This is a genomic window from Hyphomicrobium denitrificans ATCC 51888, assembly GCF_000143145.1.
Lineage (GTDB): Bacteria > Pseudomonadota > Alphaproteobacteria > Rhizobiales > Hyphomicrobiaceae > Hyphomicrobium_B > Hyphomicrobium_B denitrificans.
Map to the genome: position 1 here is coordinate 267,434 of NC_014313.1, position 16,074 is coordinate 283,507.

14 protein-coding genes and 1 other RNA gene are annotated in these 16,074 nt (G+C 60.8%); 9 read left to right on the plus strand and 6 right to left on the minus strand.

The window, feature by feature from the left end; translation table 11 throughout:
* Window positions 1-107: 107 nt before the first annotated feature.
* The gene (locus HDEN_RS01250; RefSeq protein ID WP_013214303.1) at window positions 108-4,115 is read left to right on the plus strand and encodes an AsmA family protein; all 4,008 of its coding nucleotides are present in this window, start codon (window positions 108-110) and stop codon (window positions 4,113-4,115) included.
* A gap of 14 nt (window positions 4,116-4,129) precedes the next feature.
* Here the strand turns inward: HDEN_RS01250 and HDEN_RS01255 are convergent, their stop codons facing one another.
* The 3 genes from HDEN_RS01255 to fumC form a co-directional block, all read right to left on the minus strand.
* Window positions 4,130-4,360: a ribbon-helix-helix domain-containing protein gene (locus HDEN_RS01255; RefSeq protein WP_013214304.1), complete on the minus strand. Its 231-nt coding sequence runs from the start codon at window positions 4,358-4,360 to the stop codon at window positions 4,130-4,132.
* Window positions 4,360-4,575 carry a DUF4169 family protein gene (locus HDEN_RS01260; RefSeq protein WP_013214305.1) on the minus strand — a complete coding sequence of 72 codons (216 nt, stop codon included), beginning with the start codon at window positions 4,573-4,575 and terminating at the stop codon, window positions 4,360-4,362. Before HDEN_RS01260 ends, HDEN_RS01255 begins: the two co-directional genes overlap by 1 nt.
* A gap of 111 nt (window positions 4,576-4,686) precedes the next feature.
* Window positions 4,687-6,078 carry a class II fumarate hydratase gene (gene fumC / locus HDEN_RS01265; RefSeq protein ID WP_013214306.1) on the minus strand — a complete coding sequence of 464 codons (1,392 nt, stop codon included), beginning with the start codon at window positions 6,076-6,078 and terminating at the stop codon, window positions 4,687-4,689.
* A 934-nt stretch (window positions 6,079-7,012) separates the two neighbouring features.
* On the opposite strand from fumC, the gene HDEN_RS01275 reads away from it, so the two are divergent.
* Both HDEN_RS01275 and HDEN_RS01280 read left to right on the plus strand, forming a co-directional pair.
* Window positions 7,013-8,479, plus strand: a complete 1,467-nt coding sequence (locus HDEN_RS01275) for a DUF1254 domain-containing protein (protein ID WP_013214308.1) — start codon at window positions 7,013-7,015, stop codon at window positions 8,477-8,479.
* A 199-nt stretch (window positions 8,480-8,678) separates the two neighbouring features.
* On the plus strand, window positions 8,679-9,380 hold the full coding sequence (locus HDEN_RS01280; protein ID WP_013214309.1) for a class I SAM-dependent methyltransferase: 702 nt from the start codon (window positions 8,679-8,681) through the stop codon (window positions 9,378-9,380).
* Window positions 9,381-9,442: 62 nt separating this feature from the next.
* Here the strand turns inward: HDEN_RS01280 and HDEN_RS01285 are convergent, their stop codons facing one another.
* Together HDEN_RS01285 and ssrA are read right to left on the minus strand one after the other, a co-directional pair.
* Complete coding sequence (locus HDEN_RS01285; RefSeq protein ID WP_013214310.1) at window positions 9,443-10,102, minus strand: SspB family protein; 660 nt, start codon at window positions 10,100-10,102, stop codon at window positions 9,443-9,445.
* An 89-nt stretch (window positions 10,103-10,191) separates the two neighbouring features.
* Window positions 10,192-10,592, minus strand: a transfer-messenger RNA (tmRNA) gene (gene ssrA / locus HDEN_RS17885).
* A gap of 88 nt (window positions 10,593-10,680) precedes the next feature.
* Between ssrA and HDEN_RS01290 the strand changes: the two genes are divergently transcribed.
* Window positions 10,681-11,466 (plus strand): CPBP family intramembrane glutamic endopeptidase, encoded by a 786-nt coding sequence (locus HDEN_RS01290; RefSeq protein ID WP_013214311.1) that lies wholly within the window; start codon window positions 10,681-10,683, stop codon window positions 11,464-11,466.
* Window positions 11,467-11,516: 50 nt separating this feature from the next.
* Window positions 11,517-12,311, plus strand: coding sequence for a thymidylate synthase (locus HDEN_RS01295; RefSeq protein ID WP_013214312.1), 795 nt, complete (start codon window positions 11,517-11,519; stop codon window positions 12,309-12,311).
* A 49-nt stretch (window positions 12,312-12,360) separates the two neighbouring features.
* Here HDEN_RS01295 and HDEN_RS17890 read toward each other — a convergent pair whose 3' ends face one another.
* Window positions 12,361-12,744, minus strand: a complete 384-nt coding sequence (locus tag HDEN_RS17890) for a hypothetical protein (protein WP_245256691.1) — start codon at window positions 12,742-12,744, stop codon at window positions 12,361-12,363.
* A gap of 225 nt (window positions 12,745-12,969) precedes the next feature.
* Here HDEN_RS17890 and HDEN_RS01300 point away from each other — a divergent pair, with 225 nt between their 5' ends.
* The 4 genes from HDEN_RS01300 to HDEN_RS01315 all read left to right on the plus strand — a co-directional run bounded on the left by HDEN_RS01300 (window position 12,970) and on the right by HDEN_RS01315 (window position 16,006).
* A complete protein-coding gene (locus HDEN_RS01300; protein ID WP_013214314.1) occupies window positions 12,970-13,482 on the plus strand; it encodes a dihydrofolate reductase in 513 nt (170 codons plus the stop codon).
* Between the two features lie 256 nt (window positions 13,483-13,738).
* Window positions 13,739-14,911, plus strand: coding sequence for an FtsH protease activity modulator HflK (gene hflK, locus HDEN_RS01305; protein WP_013214315.1), 1,173 nt, complete (start codon window positions 13,739-13,741; stop codon window positions 14,909-14,911).
* Between the two features lies 1 nt (window position 14,912).
* Window positions 14,913-15,824 carry a protease modulator HflC gene (gene hflC, locus HDEN_RS01310; protein WP_013214316.1) on the plus strand — a complete coding sequence of 304 codons (912 nt, stop codon included), beginning with the start codon at window positions 14,913-14,915 and terminating at the stop codon, window positions 15,822-15,824.
* The gene (locus HDEN_RS01315; RefSeq protein ID WP_013214317.1) at window positions 15,821-16,006 is read left to right on the plus strand and encodes a DUF2065 domain-containing protein; all 186 of its coding nucleotides are present in this window, start codon (window positions 15,821-15,823) and stop codon (window positions 16,004-16,006) included. The genes hflC and HDEN_RS01315 overlap by 4 nt, the downstream gene beginning before the upstream one ends.
* Window positions 16,007-16,074: the final 68 nt, after the last annotated feature.

Genomic DNA, 16,074 nt, shown 5'->3' on the forward strand with positions numbered 1-16,074 from the left:
CAGAGTAACGCTGCTCCGTGCCATATAGATGCGCACGGCGTCGTGTATTTCAATCGGATCGCCAGGGGTGCCCAGCATTCGTCCCGCGAGGGCGCCAAGAGACGTTCATGAACAACGGACTTCTATTTTTCGCCGGGCTTCTCGTCCTTGTGCTTTCCGCGCTTTTCGCGGTGCCGTCGTTCGTCGACTGGAACGGTTATCGCGGCGTGTTCGAGGAAGAAGCTTCCAAAGTTCTCGGCCGGGATGTGCGCGTCGGCGGCGCAGTCAACCTGCGTTTTCTGCCTGCGCCTTACGTTCAGTTCGACAAGGTGCGCATCGCGAACGTCACTGGCCAGACCGGTGAGCCGTTCGTCCGGGCCGACAGCTTCAAGATGTGGCTGTCCGCTTCGGCATTGCTGCGCGGTGTTCTAGAAGCCAGCGAAATTGAACTCTCCAAGCCGGTGCTGACGCTCGTCGCCGACAAAGCGGGCGGCGGCAACTGGTCGAATATCACGCTGCGATCAGCCGATCTTCCGTTCGTGCCGCGCGAACTGGCGCTCAAATCGGTCAGACTAAGCGAAGGGACTGTTTCGCTCTACAACGCGACGGCCGAGCGTGTCGCGCATGTCGAAGACATCAACGGCGAACTCTCGGCGGAAGGTTTGACCGGACCGTTCCGCTTCAAGGGCAATGCGTCGTGGCTCGGCGCCGCGCACGGCGTTGCATTCGCGACGGAAGCGCCGGCTCGCGACGGTTCGATCGGGCTCAAGATTTCCGCACGCTCGACGGGTTCTCCCGACGTCTACCTTCTCAACGGTCACGTTTCCGATCTCGCCAATAATCCGTCGTTCAAAGGCGAGTGGACCGGAACTGTCACGATGCCGGTCTACGAAGCATCCGCTCGCGCCGATGCGAGCAAGGACGATGCAACACTTCTCGATCTCAAGGCCGAGGTGTCCGGTGACTTGTCGGCCGCTCAATTCGACAACATCACACTGTCGCTCAACGCGGGCGCCGAGCCGCAGATGATTACAGGCTCGGCTGTCGCGACATGGGCGTCGCCGGCGCGGCTCGATCTGAAGCTCGCGTCCAAGTGGTTGGACATTGACCGGCTGGCCGGAGCCGGGCAAGGCAGCGCGTCGTTCGCGAAGTTGAAAGAACTCGGCATCGGCCTGATGCAGTCCGTTGCGGGCGACAGCACGGCGAGCACGAAGATCAATCTCGAGCAGGTGAAGATCGGCGGCGAGACGGCAGGGGGCCTCGATATCGACGCCGACCGCGCGGGCAACGTCACGCGCGTCAAGAATTTCAATATCAGTCTGCCGGGCGGATCGCGGCTCGATCTCGCGGGCGATCTCAAGACGGGCGCGGACGGCAAGCACAGTTTTTCAGGCGATCTCTTCGTCGGAGGTTCGAGCCTCGCGCGTCTCAAAGCCTGGGCCGGGAAATCGGGCGTGCCGATCGATATCATCTCGGATGGGCCGTATTCGGTCAGCGGCAAAGTCGATATCGACGCGATGCGCTTCGCCATCGCGGATGCGTCCGGCGATCTTTCGGGGCGTGCGTTTTCCGGCGATCTCGCCATTTCCAACGGCGTGCGCACGCGTACGGATCTGACGCTGCAGGCGGCGGAACTCGATACCAAAGAGATTTTTCCAGAAACGACGAGCGCGCTCGAAGCAGCGCTGCGTAAAACGCTTGGGCTCTCGACGCGGGCGTCGGACAAGGAAGACGCGCTGGGCGACGAGTCTCAGGACGTGCGATTGCGCCTCATCGCGGGTCGCCTGACCGATCACGGGAGCAAATATCGTGACGTGGACGTGACGGTCGAAACGGAAGGCAAGGACATTCGTCTGCCGTCAGCCAAAATGACCACCGAGAGCGGCCTTCAGATTTCGCTCGAAGGGCGAGCGAAAAAGACCGACGGCGGTCCGGTGGGAACGCTGGCTTATGATGTCGTCGCGCCGACACCGGATGCGATGAGCGATCTCGTTCGCAGGACCGGCTTGGCATTGCAGTTCGGCGACGAGCGATTCAAAGGGCTGCAGAATGCGAAGCTCGCTGGTCTCGTGACTCTCGGGCGTCGCGCGGCTGAAGCGAGCGATGTCACGTTCGATGGCACGCTGAACGGATCGCGATTTGCCGGATCGGCGAATTTCGATGGCGGTTTCGGTGCGTGGCGTACTGCGCCGAGCCGGGTGCAGGCGACTGTGGCGGCTCCGTCGCTGGAGGCTTTGCTGACGATGCTCGCCCAGGACCGGCGCACGGCGGAGGCCGAGAACAGTGAGGCGGCGGAAGCGTCGCTCATCTCCGTCGGAACGCTCGCTAGCGGCGCGAAAGCGCAGTTCGAGGTGCGAGGCAAAGGGCTCGATTTTGCGTTCTCGGGTAACGCAGCCTGGCAGGAGAACTCGAGCTTGGCGCTCAACGGCGCGGCGGACGTCAAGGCCGACGACCTTACCGATGTGCTCGCAATTGCCGGACTTTCGCTGCCAGCAGGATCGGCAACGGTCGCGACGCATGGCACGCTGGATATCGCGCGCGGCCAGAACACGTGGTCGATCGCGGCGCGTGAGTTCATGCTCGGTACGTCGACGGTGACGGCATTTCTCAACCTGAAAGCCGGAGACGATGGGCGCCGACATATCGAAGGCAAAATCGGTGCGGATCGTGTCGGCATCGAAGCTCTGGTCGCCGCGCTGACCGACAAAGCCTCGCTGCCACCGGAAAGCGGTGACACGGATGCGACGGCGAACGAGGCGGCCATATCGGAATGGCATTCCGTCTGGCCGAGCGGCGTCTTCAATTTCGGTGCCTTGAAAGGCAGCGATGCCGATATTCTCGTGAGCTTCGGTTCGCTGTCTCTCGGCGGCGATCTCGCGACGCGTGACGGCGAGATGAAACTTTCGATCTCGCCCGGCAAAATCAGTGTCAGTAATCTTTCAGCGGCGGCGGCCGGCGGTAAGCTCACCGGCCAGCTCAGTCTCGACAAGGCTTCGAACGGTGTGAAGCTCGTCAGCGATCTGAAGCTCGATCGGGCAAAGCTTTCGTCTTTCAGCCCGACGGGGCGGGGGATGGCGACATTCGAACTCACGGGCGCGGCGACGGCGCAAAGTCCCGCCGGCTTGATCGCGGTGTTGTCGGGCAAGGGCCGCGCAACGACCGAGGATGCGACGGTACACGGTCCGGCGCCGGCTGCGCTTTCGGAGATCGTCGATACGGTTCTTCGCGGCAAGATGCAGAACGACGTGCGGCCTGTTTCAACGGCCTTCCTGACTTCGCTCACGACTTCGGATGTGGCGCTTGGAAACCGCGAGGTTGCGATGGCGCTGGAAGATGGGTCGTTGAAGTTCGAAACGCTGGCGCTCGACTCGAAGGATGGAAAACTCGAGGCGACGGTTTCCACCGATCTCACGACGCTCAAGGTCAGCGCCGCGCTGCAAGTGACGCCGGTGCTCAAGCCACTGGCTCGGCCCGATATTGCTTTGCCAGGATGGAAGCCTGCGCAGTCCAAGGGGCCGTTGCCTCCCGCGATCGTTCTTTACGATGGTCCGCTCGACAATCTCGCGGTCATCAAATCGAGCGTCGATGTCGGCGATCTCCAGCGCGAATTGTCGGTTCGGCTCGTCGAACGCAACGTCGAGGAACTGGAGCTTTCGCGCCGCCTCGACGAGGAACGTGCGCGGCTCGAAAAGGAGCGCCGCAAGGCGCTGGAAGCGCAGCGCGCGCAGGCGGCCAAGAAGCCTCCTGAGATGCCGCCCATCATACCGCAGTCCGCAGGTACCGGGGATAACGGACCGTCCGGTGGCAATTCCGCGCAACCGGACGCAACGTCCAGTCCGCCTGTCATCGTGCCGCAAACCGGCCCGCAGAGCAGCTCGAATTCCGCAGCGCCGACGTCTTCGACATTCATGCAGGGTCAGACGATTACGGTCGAACCCATTCCCGACTCTGAAGCGGATGGCATCGCAGCGCAAAGCTCGGCGGGGCAGATCGATCCCGAGACCGGACTTCCGATTGCGAACAAGGGCGCCGGGGCGGTTCGCTCGACAACGTCGACGCGCCCGGCGCAGCGGCCGCGCGAGAAGCGGCGCACGTCGTCCGACGAAGTGATGAAGCAGCTCGGCGGCTTCCCGTAAGCACCTGCGCGGCGCTATTCCGCGGATTTTGATGCGGCGCGCGTTTCGAGGCGCTTCAAAATCCAGACGCGGACCGCGCTCGATAGTCCAGCGCCACCACGGTCTTTGTCGATCGCGTTGATCAGGCCCGCGAGCGTCAGGCCATCCTCGGCGGCCGCGGTCTTCAGGGCGGACCAGAACGCAGCTTCGAGCGAAATCGACGTGCGATGGCCCTGAATCGAAAACGAACGTTTCTCAGGCCGCATCAGGAAGCGTTGCTAGGCCCGGTATCATCGTCGTCATCGGATTGGCGCCGAGATGCGTCGAGATCGCCCTGCCATTTGCGCGTGCGCGCCTCGAACAGATTGCGCTCGGGTTTCGTCTGTCCGTACTTGATCCGGTTCTCCTGAGCGTCGCGTTCGCGGTTGGCGCGTTCGCGAGCTTTGCGGACCTTGTTGAGATTGACAATCTCTGCGGTCATAAAATGCACTCCGCCTCGAGTGCCAAAGCGGCACTCTGAACTTCATGCATTTTATGTTCAGGAATGCGAAGGCGTCAAACGCTCGCTTTCATCCGTATGCTCCGTTCGATGTCAGTCGGGGCTGATCATCTTCTCGGGCCGCACGATCTCGTCGAACTCCTTGTCGGTGACGTAGCCGCCGCCGACGGCCTCGTCGCGCAACGTGGTGCCCTTCTTGTGCGCGGTCTTCGCGATCTTGGCGGCGTTATCGTAGCCGATTTTCGGAGCCAGCGCCGTCACAAGCATTAACGAGCGTTCGAGTCCGGCCTTGATGTTGTCCTCGCGCGGCTCGATGCCGACGACGCAGTTGTCGGTAAAGGAGACCGCTGCGTCGGCGATCAGGCGCACGGACTGCAGGAAGTTGTAGGCCATGACGGGATTGTAGACGTTGAGTTCAAAATGGCCCTGGCTTCCGGCGAACGACAGCGCCGCCTGGTTGCCGAACACCTGGACGCAGACCTGGGTCAGCGCTTCGCACTGTGTCGGGTTGACCTTGCCGGGCATGATCGAGGAGCCGGGCTCGTTTTCTGGAAGCGCCAGTTCGCCAAGGCCTGAGCGCGGACCGGAGCCCAGCAAGCGGACGTCGTTGGCGATCTTGAACAGCGAGACGGCAACAGTATTGATGGCTCCGTGCGAGAAGACCATCGCGTCGTGGGCCGCGAGAGCCTCGAACTTGTTCGGCGCCGAGGTGAACGGCAGCTTGGTGATGGCCGCGACGCGTTCGGCGACTTTTTCGGCGAAGCCCTTCGGCGCGTTCAATCCGGTGCCGACGGCGGTTCCGCCCTGCGCGAGCTGCATCAGCGCGGGCAGCGTCGATTCAATACGCGCGATGCCGTTCTCGACCTGCTGCGCGTAGCCTGAAAATTCCTGACCGAGCGTCAGGGGCGTCGCGTCCTGCGTATGCGTGCGGCCGATCTTGATGATGTGCGACCACGCCTCGGCCTTGTCGTGCAGCGCTTTATGCAGCTTGCGCAGCGCCGGAACCAGGCGGTGGACGACTTCCTCCGAGCACGCGATGTGCATCGCCGTCGGGTAGGTGTCGTTCGACGACTGGCTCATGTTGACGTGATCGTTGGGATGCACCGGCTTCTTCGAGCCCATCTCGCCGCCGAGCATTTCGATGGCGCGGTTCGAGATGACTTCGTTGGCGTTCATGTTCGATTGCGTGCCGGAGCCGGTCTGCCAAACGACGAGCGGGAAGTGATCGTCGAGCTTGCCGTCCATCACCTCTTGCGCGGCTTTCACGACAGCATCGCCGATCTTGGGATCGAGCCGGTTGAGCGCCATGTTGGTTTCGGCGGCGGCGCGCTTGACAACGCCGAGCGCGCGGACGATGGCGGCCGGCTGCCTTTCCCAGCCGATCTTGAAATTGCCGAGGCTGCGCTGGGCTTGCGCGCCCCAGTAGCGGTCGGCTGCAACTTCAATCGGGCCAAAGGTGTCGGTCTCGGTGCGCGTCTTGGTCATCTGCTCGGGTTCCGGTGATGGTCGAGAAGGAATTTTCGCTGCTTCGTCGCGCATGGGGGGCGGTTTGTCGAGGTTTTTCCTTCAGATGCAGACGTCGGGCAAAGCAACCTGCGTCGTCGCCGCGGAGGCGGCCATCAAAGCCTGAGACGGCGAGCTGTTGGTCTTTTGTCGTAGACGGCTGCCTTCGCTGCCGTGACGATTTTGTTTTGGCATTGCCCAATCTCGTTCGTCGAGCCGGGCGGCAATCCCAATGGTGTGTCTTCGACGAGTTTTGTGCTGGATCCCCGGCCTTCGACGCGGCGCTGCCGCGCTCGGCCGAGGATGACGAAGGGAAACGCGTCCGGCGCAACCGCCCGGCTCCACGGAGTGGAGTCGGTTGCGCCGATTAACAAAGGGACGGGACGGCGTGGCCTCGCTCTTTGCATTTGGATTAAGGATGCGGACCGTGCCGCCCCGTGCATGTCAACTCTCCGCCTCGGCTCCGGCCCTTGCGTCCGGCGCCTCTCGTATGAGTGCGGATCACATTGATCGCGATCCCTGAGCCGTCGAACCCGCCATCCGCCGCCGCATCACCTTTTCGAGCGGCGTTTCACCGCGCTGCCTCCTCAGAGGCCCGCGCGCGGCAGGCAGAAAACCCGCGGCATACCGATTTCTCCGCGCGGCCCCACATGTTCTCACCACTCAGGTCTCGCGGCACGAGCTCATGCCCTTTGTCAGCGTGATGAGACGAGCGGAGTATGCGAGCGCGGGAAAGAGCGGGGATAAGTTGCTCGCGGAAAGAGCGAGCATGGTTAGCGGGAGAGATTTGTACCGGCTGAGGGCTGAAAATCGAATTAATTGACGATTTCTTTGCGCAATATGGTCTGGCGCGATCGTAGGAATTCCGTAATCTGCGTTTTTGGCGCGGGGTATTGCGAGGGCAGGAGCCTGCACGATGCCAGAAAAACCATCCCCAAGAAAAGGCACAGTCGTTAGCGCGATCATTTTAGGTTGGTCGTTTGCCGTAGCGGTCGGTTCCTCTACGGCGGTCAACGCCCAGGCCATCAATCCGCAGGAAGCGCACGACATCGCCGTCAATGCGTACCTGTATTTCTATTCTCCCGTAACGATGGACTTGACCCGTAAGCAGCTGACGAACACTGCGCCGGGTAAAGGATCGATTGGTGGTCCGGCGAATACCTTCGCCAATATAGGGGCCTATCCTGCCGCCGATATGCGGGATGTCGTCCGGCCAAATTTCGATACGCTTTATTCGAGCGCGTGGCTCGACTTGACGAAAGAGCCGATGGTGGTCTCGGTGCCCGATACGCACGGGCGATACTATCTGTTGCCAATGCTCGACATGTGGACGGACGTCTTTGCCTCTCCTGGCTGGCGCACGACGGGAACACAAGCTCATAACTTTGTGATCGTGCCGCCTGGTTGGAAGCCCGGTTCGAACGGCGAACTTCCTCACGATGCTCAGCGTATCGATGCGCCAACGCCGTATGTCTGGATTATCGGCCGCACGAAAACGGATGGTCCGGACGATTACGATGCGGTTCACCAGATCCAGGCAGGTTATAAGGTCACGCGGCTGTCCGAATGGGGCAAAACGCCGACGCCTATTGAAGCTAAAATTGATCCAAGCGTCGATGTCACAACGCCGCCAAAGACCGTCGTCGACGCAATGCCCGCCGGAAAATTCTTTGCGTATGCAGCCGAACTCCTAAAGCTGCATCCTCCGCACATCACCGATCAACCGATCATCGCGCAGATGCGCCAGATTGGCATCGAGCCTGGCAAGAGCTTCGATATCACGACATTGGATCCTGCTATTCAGAAGACGCTTGAAACGGTCCCGCAGGAAGCGCAGCAGCTCCTAAAATGGAAGCTCCCCACGCTTGCGCGTGTGGCCAACGGCTGGTCGATGAACACGGATACGATGGGGGTCTATGGTAATTACTATCTGAAGCGCGCCCTCATTACGCAATATGGTCTCGGCGCGAACCTGCCGGAGGACGCGATTTATCCGGCGAACCTTGCCGACGAAACGGGAAAGCCTCTCGACGGCGCCAACAACTATACAATTCATTTCGACAAGGCCGCGCTTCCGCCGGTGAATGCCTTCTGGTCCATCACGCTCTATGACGACGAGGGTTTCCAGGTTGCCAACAGCCTCAATCGCTTTGCGGTGAGTAGTTGGATGCCTTTCAAGTATAATTCCGATGGTTCGCTCGATCTTTATTTTCAGAACGAAAGTCCTGGCGCCGAACACGAAACGAACTGGCTTCCAGCACCAAAAGGGTCATTCAATCTGACCATGCGCCTCTACGCCCCGAGATCTGATGCGCTGACGGGCAAATGGAATCCGCCGGCGGTCGTGCGACGTTCGGGTATCTCCTCCCTGACTGCACAGTAAAGTCACAATGACGCCCGGCGTTCGTTCGCCGGGCGTTCCGCCATTGGAAAGCGCCCGTTGGTTTTTCCAGGCGTGAGCGCCGTGCTGTGTCTCTTGCGACACCGGACTGAGCAATGCCGCTCGGGATGGTTGTCGCGGTGCGTGCGCGTGTTATTTATAATATTATAACATTCTAATTGGCGAACGGGGGGCGATATCGATGAAGCCTGAGAAGGACGATGCGTGGTTGCTCAAGGCGTATTCCGATCCGGATGCAGTCGCGAACTACGCGGATGGTCCGCGCCGTTTCGTTCCGGGCTTGAGCGACCTGCATCGCATGACGGGCTTACTTCTCGCAGAGCGCGTTCCGGAAAATGCGCGTGTTCTGGTTCTCGGCGCGGGCGGCGGGCTCGAGCTCAAAGCGCTGGCGGAAGCTCACGCGGGATGGACGTTTGTCGGCGTCGACCCGGCGGCGGAGATGCTGACGCTCGCGGAGAGAATGCTTGGGCCTCTCAACGCACGCGTCACACTTCAGCAGGGTTATATCGATGATGTTTCCGAGACGGCTTTCGATGCTGCCGTTTGCCTGCTCACGCTGCATTTCCTCGATGCCGATGAGCGCCGTAGGACGGAGCGAGAAATCCGGCGGCGATTGAAGCCAGGCGCGCCGTTCGTCGCCGCGCATTCGAGCTTTCCGCAGGCGGATGGCGCTCGCGCACTATGGCTGTCGCGCTATGCGGCGTTCGCCGTGGCGTCGGGTGTCGATCCGAGTTTGGCGGAAAGCGCTCGCGCGAACGTCGATGCCAAGTTGCGGGCGATCACGCCGGAACAGGACCAGGCGATTTTGGAAGAGGCTGGCTTTCGCGACGTGGCGCTGTTCTACGCGGCGTTCACGTGGCGGGGATGGGTCGGATATGCGTAGCACTTCGCGCCGCAGTGCGGGGCGGGTGGCAGCGCGCAAGCGATGCGTTTAAACGCGCTCGCTTACTTCTTGCGGAACTGGTCGAGGCTCAGGATCTTGGCGCCTTCGGACGGAGGTGCCGTCGCATCGTCGTCGTCTTTCGCGTCGACTTCGCCAGCGCGCGTGGCGGGCTCGGGCGAGGGCGGAACAGTGGCGGCCGGATCGCGGGCTGCTGCATCCTTATCCGCGACGCGGGGCTTTCTCGGTGCGCGCGGCTTCTTCGGTGTCGTGCGCGGAACTTCGGTTCCTGCTTCACCGATCTGATCGTAGGTCGCGTCGGCCGTCATAGCGTGACGCGGCTCGTGCATCGGTTCGTTGTCGCTGACGTCGTCGTCGAACTGAAGGCCGTAGCGGACGCTCGGATCGATGAAGACCTTGATCGCGGAGAACGGCACGACGAGGCGTTCGGGGATGCCGTCGAACGTCAGCTTCACTTCGAAGCGATCGTCCGAGACGATCAAGTCCCAGAAGCGGTGCTGAAGCACAATCGTCATCTCGCTCGGGTATTTTTCTTTGAGCCGCTTCGAGACGATGGCGCCCGGGGCCTGGGTCAGAAACGAGATATAAAAATGATGCTCGCCCGGGAGACCGGATTTCACGATCTGCTGGAGAACCGCGCGCACAACGCCGCGCATCGCCTCCTGCTGCAGTTTTGCGTAATCGATCGATGGCCCCGTTGCCATGCTTCCGCCTTCAAGAATGCCGTGCTCTGACCGACCTCTGAAATCAGATTTGCCGCTCAGTCAAGCCCGTTTACCTACTAGCCGCGAGAAGTGGAGGGCTTCTGTTGCCCGGTGCCCTCCGAACCGCGCCTTATCCGGCTAAGGATAAGGGCTTCAAGTTCAGGCTATTCGCACTGCATTACGCAGCGAGAGCGGCCTCAGCATAGTTGTCATTGGCAACTATTCTGTGTGACCCGATAACGGTGGTATCATGCCGGGCAAAAGCTAAGTCCTTTAGACCTTCGTCGATCCTATTTCGCCCCCATAGACTCCCTGTTTGCGCTTCGCGACTCCCCTCCGGGGAGCCGGCCGCGAAGCGCGGTAAGGAGAAAGTGGTGGAGGCGCCGGGTACCGCCCCCGGGTCCGATCGGCTTATTACGACCGCGTTTATCACCATAGCTGGCAAGCCAGCCCTTCAGATATAATCACTGGCGAGCCAGAACGAAAGCGTTTCGAAGACCGCATTCGCAAGCCCGTGAAAAAGCTGTTACCGGATGGCCGCGTTTGAGCGTTGCAAACGCCAAGCAGAAAGGGTGCACGTGGCCGTTTCAGTCGAAGACCAGGCTTCCGCGCCCGACGCGACTTTATCGTGGAAATCGGTGGTGCTCGTGCTGGCGGCGACGGCGGCGATCATCGTGTCCGGGATGCTGGCAGGGTTCGGAGCGACGGCGCTTTTCGATGTCTGGGCGCGGGCCGAAGAGCCTCGCGCATTTGCCGCAGGCGAGCCGGAAGCGCTGCAGACGGCGCGGGTCGCCGTTTCTTTGTTCGGATTTCAGCTCGCGACGGTGGCGCTGGTGCTTCTGGCGAACGCGCTGTTCACGCGAAGGGGCGAGTCTTTTGTCCGTTTCGCGGCGCCTAGGGGCGGTCTCAAAACATTCGTCTTGGCGACGCTGGGACTGATTACGCTGGCGTTTCTCTATGGCGCCGTGGTCTTCGCGCTAGACCGGGATGCGTTCCGTCAGGACATCAGTCCGTTCGCTGATCTGATGAAGGCGCAGACGTGGTGGCTGGTTTTGATCGCCGCCGGAATTGGAGCGCCGATCGCGGAAGAATGCCTGTTTCGCGGGTTGGTTTACGGGGCGTTGCGACGGTCATCGCTTGGAATTGGCGGAGCAGCGGCAGCGTCGGCGATCATGTGGGCACTACTGCACGCGCATTATTCCGTTTACGGCATCGCGGCGATCACGCTGATCGGCATTTATCTGGCCCTGGTCCGCGAGAAGACCGGCACCCTTTTGACGCCGATCGTCTGTCATGGTGTTTACAACTCGTTGATCGTTCTCATCCTGGCGTTTGCGCCGAACAGCTCAGCCGTAACGGGATAGCCGTGGGGCCGGAGCTGAAGCGTAGCCAGAATCGCGCTAGAGCCTTTCCGATGCAGCAATATCTCGATTTATTGCGCCGCGTGCGCACCGAAGGCGTGAAGAAAACGGACCGCACGGGCACCGGCACGCTCAGCGTGTTCGGGCATCAGATGCGCTTCGATCTCAGCGAAGGTTTTCCGCTGGTCACGACGAAGAAGCTGCACGTCAAGTCGATCATCGTCGAGCTGTTGTGGTTTCTCTCCGGGGCGACCAACATCGAGTATCTCAAGGCGAACGACGTTTCGATCTGGGATGAGTGGGCCGACCCCGAGGGCGAACTCGGTCCCGTCTACGGCAAGCAGTGGCGCGCGTGGAGCGCGCCGGACGGCGAAACGATCGACCAGATCAAAGAGGTCGTCGAGACGCTGAAAACAAATCCGGACAGCCGGCGCATTATCGTTTCGGCGTGGAATCCGGCCGATATTCCGCGCATGGCGCTGGCGCCGTGTCACTGCCTCGTGCAGTTCTACGTCGCGGACGGCAAGCTCTCGTGTCAGCTTTATCAGCGGTCGGCAGATATTTTTCTCGGTGTGCCGTTCAACATTGCGAGTTACGCGCTGCTGACGATGATGATGGCGCAGGTCACGGGATTGGAGCCGGGCGAGTTCGTGCACACGTTCGGCGATGCGCATCTTTATTTGAATCACCTGGAGCAGGCGGACTTGCAGCTTTCGCGCACCCCGCGTGCGCTGCCGAGGATGAAGATCAATCCGGCGGTGACGTCGATCTTCGATTTCAAGTACGAGGATTTCAGCCTCGAGGGCTACGATCCCTGGCCGCACATCAAGGCGCCGGTGGCGGTTTAAATTGTCACTCTATTAATTTGCACGCGAAGTAATACTGGCGAAATATTGGTTATCGTATGCTGGATGTCACGACTGAGGGTGGCTTGATTGCAGATGGTGTGCCGCACCCCTTAGACATTGATGCTTTCCGAACGGCTTCCGTTTCTCCTTTGAGGCGCGCAATTTCAGGTGCGATATTGTCGCCGGAGAGACTAGAAACGGGCAGGCCAATCAATATGACACCAACGGTATCGTTTGTGCGGGCGTTTTCCTGTTGAATCGATGCGCTAGATAGCGCTGCAGAAAGGCGGTTGCTTTCTTCCGCCAGCTGAGGGCAGCTCCAATTCTGATAGCCGACTTCGCTTATGTATGCCGGTGCAATGCTATCCGGCGATTTTGCGCAGGCGGAAACGAACAAAGCGAAAATTGCGATGCCCAATGGCGTGGATTTCACGAATTCCCCCAATCTTTATGATTTGAGCACATTGATGAGCGATTCTCGGTCTGTCGCAATGTTGCTGCTGAAATAGCCGTAGGGTTTCCCACATTCGGCAAACAGTTGAATCGGGAATTGCGCCGTTTAATGGCTTGCTAGTCGGTGTTGATGAACCGATTCGGCGCATTGGCAGGCTACGACGTAGGATTTGATTCTCGTGTCTGCCGTTGCTATCGGTCGGGGATGAATGACTTACCTATTTCCCTGGTCGTCGCCGTTTCGGAAAACGGCGTCATCGGCCGTGACGGCGCGCTGCCGTGGCGGCTCTCGTCCGATCTCAAGCTGTTCCGCAAGCTGACGATGGGCAAGCCCATGATCATGGGGCGGCGGACGTTCCAGTCGATCGGCAAGGCGCTCGACGGCCGTGACAACATCGTCGTGACGCGCGATCCGGCGTTCGATGCGGCCGACGTTTCGACCTGCGAAAACGTCACCGAAGCGCTGACGCTGGCGCGCATCCTGGCGACCACGCGCGGGGCCGATGAGATCATGGTTATCGGCGGCGTCGCGGTGTTCGATGCCACGCTGCCGGTTGCAGATCGCATCTATCTGACGCGCGTTCATGTGAGCGTGGAAGGCGACAGGTATTTTCCGCCGCTTGACGACGCCGTTTGGCAGGAAGTGGCGAAAGAAGCCTTGCCGCAAGGGCCGCGCGACGAGTTTGCGTCGACGCTCAGCGTTTACGAACGCAGGTAAAAGAGTGCGCGAGCCGGCGTCTCAAACCCTTGAAGCGCCGCCGCGACGCCCCAAATTCCGATAATCCAAGGGGTTGGGAATTTGCGATCGAGGGAACCGTACCTTATAAGCTCCCCCGAACCTTGTTTTCTTTTGCGTCCCCGAGGCTTTCACCGTGCACGTCTCAATGTCGTCTTCCGACCGACGCCGCACCGAGGAGCCGGAAGGCGGATGCGTCACTTCAATTTCAGCTCAGATGCGAGAGAGGCCCTGATTTATGCCCTGGAGTAATCAAGGCGGCGGAAAAGGCAGCGGTGGTGGCGGCGGCGGCGGCGGTCCGTGGGGGCAAGGGCCTTGGGGCTCTGGCGGTGGCGGCGGCAAGGAGCCGCCGGATCTCGATGAGATTTTGCGTCGTGGCCAGGACCGCATGCGCCGTGTCATGCGCGGCGGCGGTGGCGGCGCCGGAGGCAATGGCTCGGGCGGCATCGGCGGCGGCGTTCCGAAGACGTTTATTTTCCTCGTCGGGCTTCTGCTTCTCGCCGGCGCAACGTTCTACGGCTTCTTCTATCGCGTGAATCCCGACGAGCAGGGCATCGTTCTGCGCTTTGGCGAATACAACCGTTGGGATACGCCAGGTCTACATTGGCGTTTGCCGTATCCAATCGAAGAAGTGCGGCTGCCGAAAGTCACGCAGCAGCGGACGATCGAAGTCGGCAGCGCCCGTAGTACCCTCGGAGCGCGCGACAGCGGCCTGATGCTGACCGGCGACGGCAGCGTCGTCGATGTCCGCTTCGTCGTGTTCTGGCGCATCAGCCCGGACAAGAGCGAAAATGGCGATACCGGCGTCCAGCAGTTCCTATTCAATATCGCGCAGCCGGAGACGACGGTGCGTGAGGTTGCCGAAAGCGCGATGCGTGAAGTGGTCGGCCAGTCGGCATTGCAGCCGCTTCTGACAGGTGGGCGGCAGCAAATTCAGGAAGACGTGCAAAAGCTGATGCAGAAGACGCTCGATTATTATCGGGCGGGCATCAAGATCGACCAGATCCAGCTCAAGGAAGTCGATCCGCCGGAAGAAGTCATCGGCTCGTTCCGCGAGGTTGCGGCGGCCGCGCAAGAGAGAGAAACGCTGGTCAAGCAGGCGCAAACCTACGCCGACCAGGTTACGCCGAGAGCGCGAGGCGATGCCGATCGCATCGTAGCCGCGGCCGAAGGCTATCGCGACCAGACCGTCGCCGAGGCAACCGGTCAGGCGGCGCGCTTCCTCAAGGTCTACGACGAATACAAGAAGGCGCCGGACGTCACGCGGCAGCGCTTGTATCTCGAAATGCAGGAGCGCGTGCTCGAGGGCGCCGACAAGATCATCATCGACCAGAAGAGTGGCCAGGGCGTCGTGCCTTACCTGCCGCTAGATCAGCTGCAGAAGCGTGAAACGTCCGAAGGATCGAAATAATATGCGCGCATTCTTCGCTTTCATTCTTACGGTATTGGGCCTCGCGGCTGCGGGTCTCTATGCCTCGGCATTCATCGTGCATCAGAACGAGCAGGCGATGGTGCTGCGCTTCGGTAAAACGCAGCAGATCATCGAGACGCCCGGACTGAAGTGGAAAGTTCCGTTCATCGATACGGTCGAGAAATTCGACAAGCGTATTCTCGATCTCGATACGACGGAGCAGGAAGTCACGGCGGCGGATCAGCAGCGCTTGATCGTCGACGCCTATGCGCGTTACCGCATCACGGACCCGCTCAAGTTCTATCAGAACGTGCGCAACGAAGAGCGCGTGCGTGAAGTCGTCGGACCGCTGATCGAATCTGAAATCCGGCGCGTGCTCGGTTCTGCGACGCTGCAGGAGATCGTCAAGGACAAGCGCGAGTCGCTGATGAAGGAGATCGCGGCGCAGGTGAACAAAGAAGGCCGCGATTACGGACTTGAAGTCGTCGACGTGCGTCTCAAGCGCGCCGATCTGCCGAAGGTGAACCTCGTCAAGGTCTACGATCGCATGCGCGCCGACCGCGTTCGTGAGGCAACGGAGCTTCGGGCGCAGGGTGAAGCCGAGAGCAACCGCATTCGCGCCAACGCCGACAAGGCGGTGACGATCATCAAGGCGACGGCGACGCAGAAGTCGGACGAAATTCGCGGTGACGGCGAAGCTCAGCGCAGCCGCATCTTCGCGGACGCGTTCGGAAAGGACCCGGACTTCTTCCAGTTCTACCGTTCGATGCAGGCGTACACGACGGCGATCAAGCCGAGCGACACGCGTTTGCTTCTGTCGCCGAGCAGCGACTTCTTCCGCTACTTCGAAGATCCGAACGGTGGCGTGAAACGGGCTCCGGCGCCTTCCGTCACGGTCACGCCTGAGCGATGAACGATCTTCTGACCGGCCTCGGAGTAGCCCTTGTTCTTGAAGGGCTACTCTGGGCGGTCGCCCCGGATGCTGCGCGGCGTGTCGTCACGGACATCGCCAGCCGGGGAAACGGCCCGATTCAGGCCGGAGCTCTCGTGGCCGTCGCGTTTGGAGTTTTTCTCGTCTGGCTCGTCCGAGGATAAGGTCGGAAGCCGACTTGTCCCCCCATCCCGGCTATATGCTACGATCGTCACTTTGATGCTGCGATCTT

Coding starts and splice junctions, on each gene's coding strand:
- HDEN_RS01250 (WP_013214303.1), top strand. CDS start 108: ATGAACAACGGACTTCTATTTTTCGCCGGGCTTCTCGTCCTTGTGCTT.
- HDEN_RS01255 (WP_013214304.1), bottom strand. CDS start 4,360: ATGCGGCCTGAGAAACGTTCGTTTTCGATTCAGGGCCATCGCACGTCG.
- HDEN_RS01260 (WP_013214305.1), bottom strand. CDS start 4,575: ATGACCGCAGAGATTGTCAATCTCAACAAGGTCCGCAAAGCTCGCGAA.
- fumC (WP_013214306.1), bottom strand. CDS start 6,078: ATGACCAAGACGCGCACCGAGACCGACACCTTTGGCCCGATTGAAGTT.
- HDEN_RS01275 (WP_013214308.1), top strand. CDS start 7,013: ATGCCAGAAAAACCATCCCCAAGAAAAGGCACAGTCGTTAGCGCGATC.
- HDEN_RS01280 (WP_013214309.1), top strand. CDS start 8,679: ATGAAGCCTGAGAAGGACGATGCGTGGTTGCTCAAGGCGTATTCCGAT.
- HDEN_RS01285 (WP_013214310.1), bottom strand. CDS start 10,102: ATGGCAACGGGGCCATCGATCGATTACGCAAAACTGCAGCAGGAGGCG.
- HDEN_RS01295 (WP_013214312.1), top strand. CDS start 11,517: ATGCAGCAATATCTCGATTTATTGCGCCGCGTGCGCACCGAAGGCGTG.
- HDEN_RS01300 (WP_013214314.1), top strand. CDS start 12,970: ATGAATGACTTACCTATTTCCCTGGTCGTCGCCGTTTCGGAAAACGGC.
- hflK (WP_013214315.1), top strand. CDS start 13,739: ATGCCCTGGAGTAATCAAGGCGGCGGAAAAGGCAGCGGTGGTGGCGGC.
- hflC (WP_013214316.1), top strand. CDS start 14,913: ATGCGCGCATTCTTCGCTTTCATTCTTACGGTATTGGGCCTCGCGGCT.
- HDEN_RS01315 (WP_013214317.1), top strand. CDS start 15,821: ATGAACGATCTTCTGACCGGCCTCGGAGTAGCCCTTGTTCTTGAAGGG.